At 40.9% G+C, this 15,290-nt stretch carries 13 protein-coding genes; 10 read left to right on the top strand and 3 right to left on the bottom strand.

Features of this window, described 5'->3' with window-relative positions; all coding sequences use genetic code 11:
* The first annotated feature begins 5 nt into the window (after positions 1-5).
* The 3 genes from panD to WAA20_RS18900 all read left to right on the top strand — a co-directional run bounded on the left by panD (position 6) and on the right by WAA20_RS18900 (position 2,247).
* Positions 6-401, top strand: a complete 396-nt coding sequence (gene panD / locus WAA20_RS18910; RefSeq protein ID WP_073385727.1) for an aspartate 1-decarboxylase — start codon at positions 6-8, stop codon at positions 399-401.
* A gap of 359 nt (positions 402-760) precedes the next feature.
* A complete protein-coding gene (locus WAA20_RS18905) occupies positions 761-1,444 on the top strand; it encodes a cell wall hydrolase (protein ID WP_139263616.1) in 684 nt (227 codons plus the stop codon).
* 125 nt (positions 1,445-1,569) lie between these two features.
* Positions 1,570-2,247: a 3'-5' exonuclease gene (locus tag WAA20_RS18900; protein WP_073385725.1), complete on the top strand. Its 678-nt coding sequence runs from the start codon at positions 1,570-1,572 to the stop codon at positions 2,245-2,247.
* A gap of 58 nt (positions 2,248-2,305) precedes the next feature.
* Here the strand turns inward: WAA20_RS18900 and trmL are convergent, their stop codons facing one another.
* A complete protein-coding gene (trmL, locus tag WAA20_RS18895; RefSeq protein ID WP_073385723.1) occupies positions 2,306-2,803 on the bottom strand; it encodes a tRNA (uridine(34)/cytosine(34)/5-carboxymethylaminomethyluridine(34)-2'-O)-methyltransferase TrmL in 498 nt (165 codons plus the stop codon).
* 76 nt (positions 2,804-2,879) lie between these two features.
* Positions 2,880-4,229: an MATE family efflux transporter gene (locus tag WAA20_RS18890; protein ID WP_073385722.1), complete on the bottom strand. Its 1,350-nt coding sequence runs from the start codon at positions 4,227-4,229 to the stop codon at positions 2,880-2,882.
* A 188-nt stretch (positions 4,230-4,417) separates the two neighbouring features.
* On the opposite strand from WAA20_RS18890, the gene WAA20_RS18885 reads away from it, so the two are divergent.
* The 7 genes from WAA20_RS18885 to galT all read left to right on the top strand — a co-directional run bounded on the left by WAA20_RS18885 (position 4,418) and on the right by galT (position 13,506).
* Positions 4,418-4,630, top strand: coding sequence for a hypothetical protein (locus WAA20_RS18885; RefSeq protein WP_073385720.1), 213 nt, complete (start codon positions 4,418-4,420; stop codon positions 4,628-4,630).
* 70 nt (positions 4,631-4,700) lie between these two features.
* Positions 4,701-6,179 carry a serine hydrolase gene (locus tag WAA20_RS18880; RefSeq protein WP_073385719.1) on the top strand — a complete coding sequence of 493 codons (1,479 nt, stop codon included), beginning with the start codon at positions 4,701-4,703 and terminating at the stop codon, positions 6,177-6,179.
* The gene (locus WAA20_RS18875) at positions 6,176-7,411 is read left to right on the top strand and encodes a nucleoside hydrolase (RefSeq protein WP_073385717.1); all 1,236 of its coding nucleotides are present in this window, start codon (positions 6,176-6,178) and stop codon (positions 7,409-7,411) included. Before WAA20_RS18880 ends, WAA20_RS18875 begins: the two co-directional genes overlap by 4 nt.
* Positions 7,408-8,859 carry a hypothetical protein gene (locus WAA20_RS18870; RefSeq protein ID WP_073385716.1) on the top strand — a complete coding sequence of 484 codons (1,452 nt, stop codon included), beginning with the start codon at positions 7,408-7,410 and terminating at the stop codon, positions 8,857-8,859. Before WAA20_RS18875 ends, WAA20_RS18870 begins: the two co-directional genes overlap by 4 nt.
* Before the next feature lie 347 nt (positions 8,860-9,206).
* On the top strand, positions 9,207-10,076 hold the full coding sequence (locus WAA20_RS18865) for an ROK family protein (protein WP_073385714.1): 870 nt from the start codon (positions 9,207-9,209) through the stop codon (positions 10,074-10,076).
* Positions 10,077-10,534: 458 nt separating this feature from the next.
* A complete protein-coding gene (locus WAA20_RS18860) occupies positions 10,535-11,716 on the top strand; it encodes a galactokinase (protein WP_081373680.1) in 1,182 nt (393 codons plus the stop codon).
* Between the two features lie 257 nt (positions 11,717-11,973).
* The gene (gene galT, locus WAA20_RS18855; protein ID WP_073385713.1) at positions 11,974-13,506 is read left to right on the top strand and encodes a UDP-glucose--hexose-1-phosphate uridylyltransferase; all 1,533 of its coding nucleotides are present in this window, start codon (positions 11,974-11,976) and stop codon (positions 13,504-13,506) included.
* 186 nt (positions 13,507-13,692) lie between these two features.
* Here galT and WAA20_RS18850 read toward each other — a convergent pair whose 3' ends face one another.
* On the bottom strand, positions 13,693-15,222 hold the full coding sequence (locus WAA20_RS18850; RefSeq protein ID WP_073385711.1) for a sodium/proline symporter: 1,530 nt from the start codon (positions 15,220-15,222) through the stop codon (positions 13,693-13,695).
* Positions 15,223-15,290: the final 68 nt, after the last annotated feature.

Genomic DNA, 15,290 nt, shown 5'->3' with positions numbered 1-15,290 from the left:
TTCGTATGTTATTAACAATGCTTAAAGGTAAGATCCACCGTGCAACAGTTACACAGGCTGCTCTCGACTACGTTGGTTCTATTACAATAGATGAAGCTCTGATGGAGAAAGCCGGAATCTGTGAATACGAGCAGGTTCAGATCGTGGACGTTGATAATGGGCAGAGATTTATGACATATGCTATATGCGGCGAAGCAGGATCAGGCGTTATATGTCTTAACGGCGCCGCTGCCAGATGCGTCAGCGTTGGAGACAAGGTCATCATAATGGCTTATGCACAGATGAGCCCTGAAGAGATGAAGGAATATCATCCTCAGGTTGTATTTGTTGACGGTGATAATAAGATCGTTCGTACAACTACTTATGAAAAGCATGGCAGATTAGAGGATATGACGACATAGAAATACATCCGGAGTTCTTTACAGAACTCCTTATTTCTGAACATGTCCGAACTACATCCTGTAGTTCATAAAAAATGCTGATAAAACGACGCACCTGTCAAAAGGCTGAAATGCCCGTGGCAGGTGCGTTTTGGCGTTTTGGATCATAAAAACGAGGCCAGGATTATCATAAAAATATTATAAAAAGTTGTAAATGTGATTGATTTTATGATAGGTTTTCTGTTATTATTACATCTGTTGTAACAAATGCAACAAAACTATAATTTTTATTTAAGTAAGGAGAAGTTAGGCTGTTTTCTTTTACAGCATTAGTTCTGTGGGGGAACTTATGACTGTCTTTGTTCGATCCAGCCGAAGTTATGAAGAACTTAAAAAGAGTATTGTTTATGACAACTGCTATGGCTTATGCCACTGCGGTGCTTTCTTTTGGTGAGCCTATCATAGCCCGCGCAGAAGAAAACGCGACACAAGATGTGTCAACTGACGTAACAGATGTAACAGAAAATTCTTCAAGTGCTGCAAGCACAGACCAGGGTGCAGCACAGACTGATTCAAGTGCAGCAGCATCATCTGCAGATGGTGCACAGGAAGAAGCTCAGGAGCTTTCACCTGAAGAGCAGGCTGCATTAGAGATTGCTGCAATAATGGCAGCAGATCCAATCGGATATGATTATGAGTTTACAATGGAAGAAATCGTCCTTATGGCCAATGTTGTATATAGAGAGGCTAGAGGATCATTTAACGGACAGGTCGCAGTTGCGGAAGTAATCATGAACCGTGTGCAGTCCCCAGCCTATCCTAATACGATCCAGGGTGTTCTTTCACAGAAAAATCAGTTTTCAACTTATTCATGGGCTAGCGGCAGAAGCGCCGAAGAGACAAGCCCTGATATGATTAATCTTTGCCTTAAGGTTTTAAGCGGAGAGTACTCATATCTCAATAACCCCAATGTTCTTTCTTTCAAAAGAAATGACGGAAGCCAGACTTTCTACGGAAAGACACTTTATACAATAATTGATAATCAGGCTTTTTATTCTATCTGACACACGACATCCTGTAATTCATACCTGTTTGTTTATCTTATGCGATAAGCAAACAGGATTTTTTTATGTGAGCTTATTGTTGGTATGATAAAATGATTTTATTAATGCAGAGGGAAGGAACTCATATGGACGCACTTGAGATAATGTTTGGGAAGAAAAGTATTGCAGATAAGATTGCGGAAAGCAAGCATGAGACAGAAAAAGATAACATGGCTTATACAAAGGCTATGAAAAAAGGTGTTAGTACTGTTCAGATAAAAGATACAGAATCTGTTAAAGAGAAGCTTTTAAAGCGCTATATAGCTTTTGATACAGAGACGACAGGCTTTTCTGCTTGTAATGACAGGATCATAGAGATAGGTGCAGTTCTTTTTGAGAATGGAAAGGCTGTTAAGAGTTATGGCACCCTGATCAATGCGGGTAAGGCTGTTCCGCCGAGTGCTTCAAGGGTTAATCATATTACTAATGCTATGCTTGCGCAGGCGCCTTTAGAGAAAGATGCATATCCTGAGTTTGTGAAGTTCCTAGGAGATGCTATAAGTGGTGAAACTATTATATGTGCGCATAATGCAAGTTTTGATATGAGGTTTTTATCGGCTACATTTGAAAGGCTTGGGATTGATGCTGATATCAGATTTGTGGATACTCTTGCCATGTGCAAAAAGTGCGTGACTTGTACCAGTGATCATAAGCAGCCGACAATGGCAGCGTATTTTGGTATAGATCAAAAAGACGCACACAGAGCTGAGTCAGATGCTCTTGTGTGCGGCAAGATAATGGTTGAACTTTTGAAGATGATGTGAGGATTACAAGGCGTAATCCGGTCTTTATGTGGTATCAAAAATAATCATTGAAGGATCATTAGTCGTTCCAGTGAAGTTTGTGGAGTTCTCCGCTGAGGTTAAGACCTTCGAAGTGGTTCTGGCGGAGGGCTTCAAATAAAACGATAGCTGCTGAGTTACAAAGATTTATGGATCTGGTATCTTCGAACATGGGGATACGGACACATTCTTCTTCGTGATCTACAAGGATCTCTTCAGGGATTCCTCTGCTTTCGGGACCGAACATTATGTAATCGTCAGAGCCATATGTAACATCGGAATATACTTTATGTGCCTTAGTGGTAGCCATCCATACTTTTGGATGGTTATTTTTTTCCATAAAATCATCAAAGCTTTTATATACTTCGTAGTTGAGCTTGGGCCAGTAATCGAGGCCGGCGCGTTTGATCTCTTTCTGATCAAGGCTAAAGCCGAGGGGCTCTATAAGGTGGAGCTTTGTATTGGTTGCAACGCAGGTTCTTCCTATGTTACCTGTGTTGTATGGGATTTCTGGTTCAAATAAAACAATATTCATAATAACTTGTCAACCTTTTAAATCGATATTAAATAACAGCCTTGTCATTATATCAGACATTTTGGATACGCGCGATATATTAGTTTGGACTGATTCTTCTTTCCCAATGACTTAGTCTGAAATATATGAGCATGAGAAGACTGCACATGATCCAGCCAACAGGGAATGAGAGGCTTACAGGGTATATTGAAGATGTGAGCCTTGTTATGGTATACAGATATATCTGCCTGAACAAAACAAAGCTGAATATCATTATTACCATAGGAGCAGCTGCGTCGCCGATACCTCTAAGTACACCTGCATGCATCTGGTTAAAACAGCAGAAGAAATCGAACATACAATTGCATCTGATGAAGATGATGCCAAACTTCATAACGGCTTCATCGCTTGTAAATAAGCGAATTATGTAAGGCGCCGCGGCGTATTCCAGGGCGCAGATAACAACGGTGATGATAACGGCAAGAAGAAGTGAAACGCGTATACCCTGTTTAATACGGTCAGGGTTCCTTGCTCCGGCGTTCTGGCCGGTGAAGGTGGTATTTGCAAGGGCTATGCTCTGCAGTGGAAGCATAACGAAGGCATCAATTCTTCCGTATACCCCCCAGCCTGCGGTAGAGTTAGCTCCAAAGCTGTTGATATAGCTTTGAACGAATACGTTGGAAAAGCTGATTATAGCCATCTGAAAACCAGCAGGAAGGCCTACTGCAAATATTTTTCTAAGGATCTTTGGATCTATATGCATCTTTTGTAGAGATACGCCGTAGTTTTCTTTGGAACGCATAAGTACGAACATACCCATAAATGCTGATACAAACTGGGATATGACTGTTGCATAAGCAACACCTGCAACTCCCATCTTAAAACCTATAACAAATAAAAGATCCAGGATAATGTTAAGGATACTTGTAATGATAAGGAAGATAAGAGGTCTTACAGAATCTCCTACAGCCCTTAATATAGCTGATGTCATGTTGTAGAACATCAGCCCCAGGATTCCCATAAAATAAATTCTAAGGTATACGGTTGCAGGATTCATAACATTAGCATCAGTTCTCATGAGTACGAGAAGTGGTGGTGTAATGAAATATCCCATGATCATGAATATGATGCCCATTATAAAAGTTGTTGTCAGGGCAGTGTGGATAGCTTTTTGAAGCATGTCATCTTTTTTGGCTCCAAAAAACTGGGATATGATAACGGATGAACCTGTAGAAAATCCTACAAAAAGACCTACAAGTGTATTTATTATCATAGCGGTACTTGTAACAGCCGCAAGTGAAGCGGAGCCTACAAATTGTCCCACTATTACGCTGTCTACTGTGTTATAAAGCTGCTGAAAGGCATTACCAAGTAAAAGAGGTAATGCAAAAAGGACCAGCTCCTTAAGGATTGGTCCTTGGGTCATATCGATATTTTTCGTCCTAGCCATGTGTCCGGATCCTCCTAAGAAAAGTATAGCATAGGGCTTTGCGATGAATGTATAAACTCTTTATTAAATCACATCTCCAAAATGTTTCAGGACTCTGCAAGTTTCAGGATATGTTTGCCGAAATGTGATGCAATCAAGATTGATAGATGTTATATTAAGGTTAAATTACAGAAAAAGGGGACGGGGAAATGTATTTAGTATATTTTATCGAAGTCATTATTCTTTTTATCATTGGAATGTATGGACTGGCACAGGCTTTTGTGACCAATAAAGTTGTAAAAGATAAAAAGGGAAAAGAAAAAAGTACCAAGCCTGTAAAAGTATCAGGAGCATTTCTTGCGCTTGCATCCTGGCTCTTGGCAGGATATATCATTTATCACTTTATGGGTGTTCAGGGCTAAAGATCTTTAAAGCCCAATCTGTTTTTTCTATCGTAAACCGCTATCAGGATACATATAAGGAGTAATTGCAATGCTCACTTTCGATACAAAAGAATGTATCAGTACCATTTGGGAAAAAATAAAAAAAGCGGGTCTATTAACAGGTGGAAGCGGTAGCATTCACAGCCTTCTTGCCGATCAGAATGGAAGCAGGATCTTTGAAGAGTATGCATATCCATACAACAGCAGCAAGATGCACAGGATGTTCTCTATAACTAAATCCTTCACATCACTTGCCATAGGCTTTCTAATAGAAGAAGGGAAACTTGCGCTTGACGACAGGATCGTGACTTTTTTCCCGGAATATGAACCTGAAGACGGCTTTCATCCTTATCTTTCAAATATGACGATTCAGGACATGCTCTGCATGCAGACTTGTCATACATCAACCACCTACCAGTTTCATGGAAATCTGAACTGGGTAAGGAGCTTTTTTGTCACACCTCCATCTCACAGAAGTGGCAAGGTGTTTAAGTATGACACATCATCAGCGCATACCCTTGCAGCACTGGTAAAAAAGCTTTCCGGAGTAGGCGTCCTTGATTATCTTAGAACTAAAATTCCTGCAGAATATCTTTTTTCAAAAGATGCATATATCATAAAGGATCCCTTTGGCGATGAAATTGGCGGATCAGGTCTTATGTGTTATCCTGAGGACCTTCTGATAGTCGGCAGATTCGTGATGAATGAGCTTTTGAAAGATGCTGCAAAAGAGGACATAGCTACAGCTTTTGGTAAAGGGAAAAGCGGAGACTTTCTGAAAGAAGCTGTAAGCTTTAAAACACCTAATGTTCAGACGGGTCAGGTTACAGATGAGCGCCAGGGATATGGATATATGTTCTGGCGCATAAGAGGCGGCTTTTGCATGTATGGAATGGGGGGACAGTATGTACTTTTTTACCCCCAATACAATCTTGTGATAGTGACTACTGCTGATCTTCAGAATATAAAAGGTGGAACTCAGCCACTTCTTGATATTATCCATGATACGCTTTTGGACTATGCTTCTGATTTTGAAAAGTATGAAAAAAGTATATATGATACACTTAAAGTGAAACCGAAATACAGTAAGCTGTATCATATTTATAAAATACATGAAAACAGTTCTGATTTTGAGTCTGTTCGTCTTGGATATAAGTCTGAAAATGAATCAGGATGTGGAGAGGGTGATGCAAAGGGACTGCTTGCTATAAAGCAGAAGTCTTCAGGTGGTAGCATTGATTACGTCATTCCTTTTGATTTTCACAAAGAGGCAGAAGGAAAGCTCCCTCTTATAGATCCAAAGACAATGAGGCTGTTAAGTGATACAACAGGAGAGGTTCCTTTTGTGTCTAAAGCATGTTGGATCAGCGAGGATACCCTCTATATCGAGCTTGGACTTGTGGGAGAAGAAGTTGGTTCAATTCATATAACTTTGAATATATCAGACACAAACCTTACGGTTCAGATGAAAAAAGTAGTTGAAGCAAGGTTTGAAGACTTTAATGGATTCTTTGAGGGTGAGCCATGAAGAAATCCTGGGTTGCTGTTCTCGGAATTATCATCTTAATAGCAAACACCATAAAAGTTCCTGTAGTGGAGGCAAAGGAGCCGTCAGACACCTTGTCGGATTACAGGGATATATTTAAAGACGCCTTAAATGAAGCAAAGCAGGAAGTCGGGCCGGAAGAAGATTATAGCGGCATGACAGATCAGGAGATTCAGGAGGCCAAAGAGCAGAAGGAAGCAGAAGATAATAAAGCCCGCGAAGAAGCCCAGGAAGAAGTTGAAAATATTCAGGATGATCTAAAACAGGAGCAGGCACAGACTGGACCTGTGGGCATTATTCTGGATGTTGACATGTCTACAGATATTGATGATGTTACAGCAGTGCGAATAGCGCAGGAGCTTGAGTATCAGGGTCTGTGCCATATCATAGGTTTTGCCTATTGTTCCAAAAATCCATCCGGTAATAATATAAAAGCTGCTGAAGGAATCATGGATTATGCAGGACTTACAACAGTGCCTGTATCCAAGGCAGCAGTATCTTACGAGTATGGCGGCAATGGTGACTACTGGGGAGTTTTGTGGCAGTACAAAACGACAAACCACCCTGTGTACGACAATGCGGTGACTATGTACAAGGAGGTACTGTCTTCTTACAACGGCAAGATCCGCATAGTAACTACAGGTTTTTTGACTAACATAAGAGAACTTCTGAAAGATCCGGAAGGGTTTGAGCTTGTCAAAAATAAAGTGGATGCGATCTATATTACAGGTGGAGAGTATCAGGGGCTTTGCTACAACCTGTCTTACGATGACACGCGGATAGGATCTACTGATTATGTAACAAGAAACAGCCCTGTTCCTTTATATTTCACTATGGACGTACTTGGTGCCATAAGATGCGGCGGTCACCTGACCAAGATCGATACGGCCAATAGCGATATCCTGTCTAAAGCCTACGCCCAGTTTGGCCTTGAGGATGGCCAGAGCTACGGCAACTGTGACGGTACGGCAGTATACTGTGCTGTAACACAGGACACCAGCTATGGCGGATACTTCGTGGCTGTTCCCTGCAATTTCTCCATTAACTTTAATAACGGCGGTGTGATAACCCAGACAAGGAGCGATGCCTACACAGGTATCTATATGCTTGAAGCAACATATGCCAAGGATAAGTATGAGCTTTACGGATCATCTACCTACACCAATCTTTTTGATTCACTTTTGGAAGCTGATTATTTAAGGAGACATCAGTGAGTAAACTATTTTTAAGATCTGGCAAAAAATATATAGCTTTTCTATTGTTGATCGTCATGGCACTTTCATGCGCATCATGTAAGGCAGCAGGCGTATCTACAGCTGAGCTGACCTTTAATGATAATGTCATGATTATTAACTGCGGAGAAAACTATACTATCAATATAAACAGTATTGATGAAAAAGGTAGATATACTATAAAACATAAAAAAGATGGAAAAGATATAATGCTATCTTTTTGCACGGATGCAGAGTTTGAACCACTTGAAACTGAAATGATGACATGGACTAAGAATAGTTCTATTACTGATACAACATTTGTATTAGATGAAAGCGGAAATGGAAGACTTAAATTTTCAGGATCGAATGGCCAGAAAGAATACTTCAGGGAAGTAAGGTATCTGAAAGGAACAGATTTCTATGTTATCCTTGATACCTTTACATTAGAAGATATGGCAGGCTTTGACGAGATTAGTATTGTGACAAAGGAGGTTGCCGTAGAAGGTGATCATTCGCAAAGGATAAATGACCTTGGCAACTTTATGCTTAACTACGCAGGCACAATGGCCAATACTAAGGAAGGACAGGAAGCTTTGAATTCATCTCAAGGCTCTGGATCCGGTTCATCTACCGGAGGAAACGGTGATGGAACAGATAGCTATAGCAACAATTTTGATGAAAGTCTCTTGTCAGAAGAAGCGGTAAAAAAGGTTGCGGATGAGTTTGGATATACCGACATAAGCGAAAACTCAGGCGATGGCTACGAGACAACAATCTATGCAAAGCCTGGAAGCATATCTGAAATTCGCTTTACACTTCTTTCGGATATGACCCTTACAGATGAATATTATAAGAGCGAACTGACGTCTACAGGATATGATAAAGTTCCCAATCCTGTAGTAATGAGAGTCCCTGATGATGAAGGTTATGCAAGATACTATGCAGCAATGCATGATGAAGATGCTGTTCTTGTGATCTTCACAGATGATGCAGATGAATGTAGTAAGATATCTGCAAAGTTCGGCCTTGTTTATAACGCAGACAGTGATGCTTATGACGAGATAACCTATGGCGAGGAACCCGGCATTCCTGAAGAGGGTGTAACAGATCTTTCCATGGAAAAATACAGAGCTGTAGCATCATATTTTGGAATCATCGATGATGTGTCGGAAGACTATGATGGCGGAAACATAGTTGGCGGCGATTTCATGGACGGAACAACCATAAGTCATGCCTGGGTAGAACCAAGGTATGTTCAGGCAACCTTTGAAGAAATGCTTAAAGCATATGGAATCCAAGGCCCGAACCCTTGCGTTTTCGACATGAATTCAAGGTTTGTCATGATCGCCTACGATACAAGCGGCAACATAGTAATGGTATCAACCAAAAACGGCAACAGACTGGCGCAGATATGCGCATACTTCGGCATTAACGTGACGAAGGAGTGAGTCGCAAGGCGGGGGATTCCTGAGGCTGGCTGTTAATAAATGATTTTCTTGCCGTGAAAAACATATAAAATTCAAGGCATGATATCTGGAATGATATATTCTGGGATTCATAAACTCGCTACGCTCAAACAGATGAATCCCAAACAGAATATATCATCCCATCTATCACGCTCTTGAATTTAATATATTTTTCAAAGGCAAGAAAATCATTTATTAACAGCCAGCCTCAGGAATAATCGCGACTTTGACGATTCTCTATGTGAGTGATTTGAGATGGGATGTTAATATAAAAGTGGATGTGAATGGCTTTAAGCTGATAATAGAAAATTTTAGGAGGCAGAAAAGGTATGATTTATGGCGGAATAGAAGCGGGCGGAACTAAGATGATATGCGTTATAGGCGATGAGAATGGCAGGATCCTTGACAGGATGCAGATTCCTACCAAGACTCCTGAAGAGACCATGCCTTTGATGACCGATTATTTCAAAGATAAGGATATCAAAGCACTCGGTATAGCATGTTTTGGCCCTATTGATCTTAACAGGGATTCTAAGACCTACGGTTATATAACATCTACACCCAAGCTTGCCTGGAAGAACTATGACATAGTCGGTGCTTTCAAAAAAGAGCTGGGTGTACCGATAGGTTTTGATACAGATGTTAACGGATCCCTTCTTGGAGAGATAACCTGGGGATGTGCAAAAGACCTTACAGATGCTTTGTATCTTACTATAGGAACAGGTGTCGGCGGCGGAGTTATGGCAGGTGGCAAGCTCCTGCACGGCATGCTCCATCCTGAACTTGGGCATATCAAAATGGCAGTAGCAGATGGAGATACCTATAAGGGCAAGTGCCCATACCACGGAACCTGTTTTGAAGGAATGGCAGCAGGCCCTGCTATTGAAGACAGATGGGGTAAAAAGGCTGTAGAGCTTGCGGATGACGATAAAGTCTGGGACCTTGAAAGTACATATATAGCTCAGGCTCTGTGCACATATATCTTGACACTTAGCCCTCAGATCATCATCCTTGGCGGAGGAGTAATGCATCAGAAGCAGCTCTTTCCACTTATAAGGAAAAAAGTCCTGGAGCAGCTAAACGGATATATTGTAACCAAAGAACTTAAAGACATAGATAACTATATAGTTCCTGCCAGCCTAAACGATGACCAGGGAATAATGGGATCCATAAAGCTTGCAATGGACGCAGATATCTAATTAATCGATCAAAATTAAAAAGGCTTATATCTATCGGATTCGGCATGATAATAATGCTTAATAAGATGGATATAAGCTTTTTAACATTTTGACAGTTTTCAAAAACAATAGATGCTAACACAAGCGCAGATTATATTATAATATAAACATAGAAAATCAAAGGACAGTAGCGCACAAGATTGTTCCTTGAAATCGGTAACTTGGAATTCGGGACTATAACAAATGAAATCAAATGCCGATTTTGAAAATGCTCTTGATTTTTCTTAGGGTATTAGGAGCGAGAGTACAGCGTGTTAACGGAAGCGGAGAATACCCTTAGAAAAATCAAGGTTATTTTCACATGAGGCATTTGATTTCATTTGTTATAGTCCTGAAGGCGAAGTCTACCCCACTTATCGTAAAGCCATGCGCAGCCATCCTGTTAACAACAATATTTAAGCAAAAAGAAGAGGTATTTTATGATCGATCAGGAAATGAAACAGGCCGTTCTTGACGGCTTTGCAAAAGAATTTGGTGACAACGAAGGCGTTAAGTGCTACTTTGCACCAGGCCGAGTAAATCTTATCGGAGAACATACAGACTATAACGGCGGCCATGTATTCCCATGTGCTCTCACAATTGGAACATACGCTGCTGCAAGAAAGAGAACTGACCGCGTAATGCGTTTCGTATCTCTTAACTTTGACGGTTCAAGACGCGAGACATCCCTTGATGACCTTGTACCAAACGATCCCAAGGCAGGTTGGACCAACTATCCAAAGGGCGTTGTATGGGCTTTTGAAAAAAGAGGAATGAAGCTCGAAACAGGCTTTGATATGGTAATCATCGGCAACATTCCTAACGGTTCAGGCCTTTCTTCATCAGCTTCTCTTGAAGTACTCACAGGCTTTGCTGTTCGTGATATGTACGGCTTTGATGTAACTAATCAGGATCTTGCTCTTATCGGACAGGATGCAGAGAACAATTTCAATGGTTGCAACTGCGGAATAATGGATCAGTTCGCATCTGCTATGGGCAAAAAAGATAACGCTATTTTCCTTGACACAGCAGATCTTTCTTTTGATTATGCACCGATCCATCTTGATGGAATGAAGATCGTAGTTACTAATACTAACAAGAAGCATAAGCTCACAGATTCTCAGTATAATGCAAGAAGAAGTGCCTGCGAGCACGCTCTTTCACAGATGCAGACAGTATGTGACATTAAGGGGCTTGGAGATCTTTCTATTGAAGAGTTCGAAGCTCACAAGGATGCTATCACAGATGATGATGAAAGAGTTAAAGCAAGGCATGCAGTATATGAGAACCAGCGTACACTTGATGCAGTTGCTGCTCTTAAGGCAGGCGATCTTGAGAAGTTTGGTCAGCTCATGAATGCTTCTCACGTATCTCTTCGCGATGACTATGACGTAACAGGTATCGAGCTTGATACACTTGCTGAGGAAGCATGGAAGGTTGACGGTGTCATCGGATCACGTATGACAGGCGGCGGATTTGGAGGCTGCACAGTATCAATCGTCAAGGACGAAGCAATTGATGACTTCAAGGAAAAAGTTGGCAAGGCATACAAGGACAAGATTGGTTATGATTGCACATTCTATATCGTATCAATAGGCGACGGCCCAAGAGTTATAGAGTGATAAGTGTAATTGAATAAATATGGTGATGCATTCATACGGTTTTAGTTGAATGAGTTTTCACTGATTTTACTTAGATTTTGTTATGACATAAAACATTCTTGAAGATGGTTTCAAGGATGTTTTATTTTCAGAAATTTTAGAAGTATATCACGAGGTTATGAGTTTGAATAACATTCAAACTCTAAAAAGTGGCATCGCGAGCTCTGCCACTTTTAACCATTAGTCACTCGTTTCACTCGCGACATGAGGTTAAAAACATGATAGATAAAAATATTGTAGATCTTGTAGCATATGCATATCGTACAGGTCTTATAGAAAAAGAAGATATCGTTTATTCCTTAAATACAATCCTGATGCAGTTTGGTCTTACAGAGCTTGAAGGATCAGAAGATGACGTTTTAAAGACTGCTTCAGACATAGATCAAAAGAAGATCGATGATGGAACATTTCTTGAAGAGACAATGAAAGTCCTTTGCCAGTACGCAGCAGACAATAAGATAATCGAAGGATCAACACCTGCCTATACAGATCTTTTTGATACAAAGCTTATGGGGCTTCTAACTCCAAGACCAAGTGAGGTTATAGGTAAGTTTAAGGCACTCTATTTAGCGGATCCTGTAAAGGCAACTGACTGGTACTATACTTTTTCAAGAGATACTGATTATATAAGAAAGTATCGTATAGCTAAAGATATGAAATGGATCACTCCTACAGATTATGGTAACCTTGATATAACCATCAACCTGTCAAAACCTGAGAAGGATCCTAAGGCTATTGCTGCTGCAAGAAACGCTAAGCAGTCAGGTTACCCTAAGTGTCAGCTTTGCAGAGAAAATGAAGGTTATTCAGGAAGACTTGATCATCCTGCAAGAGAGAATCACAGAATAATACCGGTTACAATCAATGACAGCAACTGGTTCTTCCAGTACTCACCTTATGTTTATTACAATGAGCACTGCATAGTTTTTAACTCACAGCATGTTCCGATGAAAATCGAGCATGCAACATTCTGCAAGCTTTTTGATTTTGTAAAGCAGTTCCCGCATTACTTCGTAGGATCAAACGCAGACCTTCCTATCGTAGGCGGATCAATCCTTTCACATGATCACTTCCAGGGTGGTCACTATGACTTTGCAATGGCCAAAGCTCAGGTAGAAAGAACCTTTACAGTTAAAGACTTTGAAGATGTAAACAGCGGAATCGTTAAGTGGCCAATGTCTGTTATCCGTTTATCAGCACCAGATACCGACAGGATCATAGCCCTTGCTGATAAGATACTTGAGTCATGGAGAGGCTACAGCGATGAGGCAGCATTTATCTTTGCAGAAACAGATGGAACACCTCACAATACCATCACACCAATCGCAAGAAAACGCGGCGACCTGTACGAACTTGATCTTGTTCTTCGCAATAACATAACGACAGAAGAACACCCTCTTGGTGTATATCATCCTCATGCACAGCTTCATCATATCAAGAAGGAGAATATCGGACTTATCGAGGTTATGGGACTTGCAGTTCTTCCTGCTCGTCTTAAGGATGAGATGAAGAGCCTCAAGGATGCGATTCTTTCAGGTAAGGATATCCGAGGGGATGAAGTACTTGAAAAGCATGCAGACTGGGTTGATGAGTTTTCTAAAAACTACGACAAGATCGATGCGACTAACATAGATACAGTTCTTCAGGACGAGATCGGTAAAGTATTCATGCACGTCCTTGAAGATGCAGGCGTTTATAAGCGTACTCCTGAAGGTCAGGAAGCATTCGACAGATTTGTAGCATCTTTATAAATCAGAATAGAGAATAAAAAATGAGCACGTCTTCTAAGGGAAGCGTGCTCATTTTTGTAGCACAAGGCCGTCAAGCGAAACTATGCTTGCATATTGTTTCATTTGACGGCCGTAAGAACATGGAGCACGATAGTGCGGAATGTTCGCGTGCGTAATCGAGTAGGAGCCAGCCTCGATTGGTCTTTATTATGAATTTTTAACAGCATCAAATGTTTCTGTTGTTACAGCATCAGGGGCCTTGGTAACAAGACTTACAACGATATTTACTACCAGAGCAATAAGGAATGCGGGAAGAAGTTCGTATATTGCGAAGGCTCCTCCAAGCTTTGCGATCACGTATTTCCAGATGAATACAAATGCGCCGCCAGCTATCATTCCGGCGATAGCACCCTGGAGATTTGATCTCTTCCAGAAAAGTGAGAGAAGAACAACAGGACCAAAAGCTGCTCCAAAACCTGCCCATGCAAAGGATACTATCTGGAATACTGATGAGTCAGGGTCTCTTGCGATAAATACAGCTATTACAGATATGATGACTACAGTGATCTTAGCAACCTTAACCTGTGTTTCATCATCCAGCTTCTTTTTACCAAAAGCCTGAATAAGGTCAGCTGAGATGGCAGATGCAGAAGCAAGGAGCTGAGAGTCAGCTGTTGACATTGTTGCTGCAAGAATACCTGAAAGAATGATACCTGCAATGATAGCAGGAAGTATACCATAGGAACTCATAAGGTTTGTTATGTAGATGATGACTCTTTCTGCATTGCCGCTTCCTTCAAGAACAGGAATCTTACCAGTTGCGCTCATGGCAAGACCGATGATACCGATAAGAAGAGCTACGAACATGGCGATAACAACCCATACAGAAGCTACTCTTCTTGAGAGCTTTATCTTTTTTTCATCCTCAATTGCCATAAAACGAACAAGGATATGAGGCATTCCAAAGTAGCCAAGTCCCCATGCAAGAGTAGAGCATATAGTTAAGAGGCCGTAGGGTTTAGCGCTTTTGGCTACAGGATCATGGATCTGAGTTATGGTGAAGTATCCGGGAAGTGACTTGGCATTTTCAATTACCTGATCAAAGCCACCTGCCTGATTTATTCCAAAGAAAATAACAACAATAAGAGAAACAGTCATTGCAAGGCTCTGGATAAGGTCAGTCATGCAAACAGCCTTAAATCCGCCAAGTGAGCAGTAAAGAGCGATGATTATGGCACTTACTATCATGGCAAAGAGGTAGTTTACACCAAAGAGGGTATTAAAAAGTTTACCGCAGGCTGCAAAACCAGACGCAACATATGGGATAAAGAAGATTACGATTACAATGGCAGATATTAACGTTATTAGGTTCTTTTTGTCGTTATACCTGGCAGCAAAGTACTCAGGGATTGTAATAGCACCAATATTTTCTGTATAGCGTCTAAGACGCTTTGCTACAAAAAGCCAGTTAAGATATGTTCCGATGGCAAGACCTATGATAGTCCAGGTTGCATCAGCAAGACCTGTTAGATAGGCAACTCCGGGGATTCCAAGAAGAAGCCAGCTACTCATATCAGATGCTTCGGCGCTCATGGCAGCTACAAAAGGACCAAGCTTTCTTCCGCCAAGATAGAAATCTCCTGCATCGTCATTTCCTTTTGAAAAGATAACACCGATGAGGATCATCATTACAAGGTATAATACGATCACTATACCGATTGTGAATTGAATTCCCATTTTTTCTCCTCCTTATTTCAACTATTTAATTGATTAAAACTTTACCACAGTGTAGCGTTAAAAACAAT

Source organism: Butyrivibrio fibrisolvens (assembly GCF_037113525.1).
GTDB classification, from domain to species: domain Bacteria; phylum Bacillota; class Clostridia; order Lachnospirales; family Lachnospiraceae; genus Butyrivibrio; species Butyrivibrio fibrisolvens.
This window is presented reverse-complemented; position numbering and strand designations above follow the sequence as displayed.

Excerpts from the sequence above, each read along its gene's own strand:
- panD (WP_073385727.1), top strand. The coding sequence starts at position 6 with ATGTTATTAACAATGCTTAAAGGTAAGATCCACCGTGCAACAGTTACA.
- WAA20_RS18905 (WP_139263616.1), top strand. The coding sequence starts at position 761 with ATGAAGAACTTAAAAAGAGTATTGTTTATGACAACTGCTATGGCTTAT.
- WAA20_RS18900 (WP_073385725.1), top strand. The coding sequence starts at position 1,570 with ATGGACGCACTTGAGATAATGTTTGGGAAGAAAAGTATTGCAGATAAG.
- WAA20_RS18890 (WP_073385722.1), bottom strand. The coding sequence starts at position 4,229 with ATGGCTAGGACGAAAAATATCGATATGACCCAAGGACCAATCCTTAAG.
- WAA20_RS18885 (WP_073385720.1), top strand. The coding sequence starts at position 4,418 with ATGTATTTAGTATATTTTATCGAAGTCATTATTCTTTTTATCATTGGA.
- WAA20_RS18880 (WP_073385719.1), top strand. The coding sequence starts at position 4,701 with ATGCTCACTTTCGATACAAAAGAATGTATCAGTACCATTTGGGAAAAA.
- WAA20_RS18875 (WP_073385717.1), top strand. The coding sequence starts at position 6,176 with ATGAAGAAATCCTGGGTTGCTGTTCTCGGAATTATCATCTTAATAGCA.
- WAA20_RS18865 (WP_073385714.1), top strand. The coding sequence starts at position 9,207 with ATGATTTATGGCGGAATAGAAGCGGGCGGAACTAAGATGATATGCGTT.
- WAA20_RS18860 (WP_081373680.1), top strand. The coding sequence starts at position 10,535 with ATGATCGATCAGGAAATGAAACAGGCCGTTCTTGACGGCTTTGCAAAA.
- galT (WP_073385713.1), top strand. The coding sequence starts at position 11,974 with ATGATAGATAAAAATATTGTAGATCTTGTAGCATATGCATATCGTACA.
- WAA20_RS18850 (WP_073385711.1), bottom strand. The coding sequence starts at position 15,222 with ATGGGAATTCAATTCACAATCGGTATAGTGATCGTATTATACCTTGTA.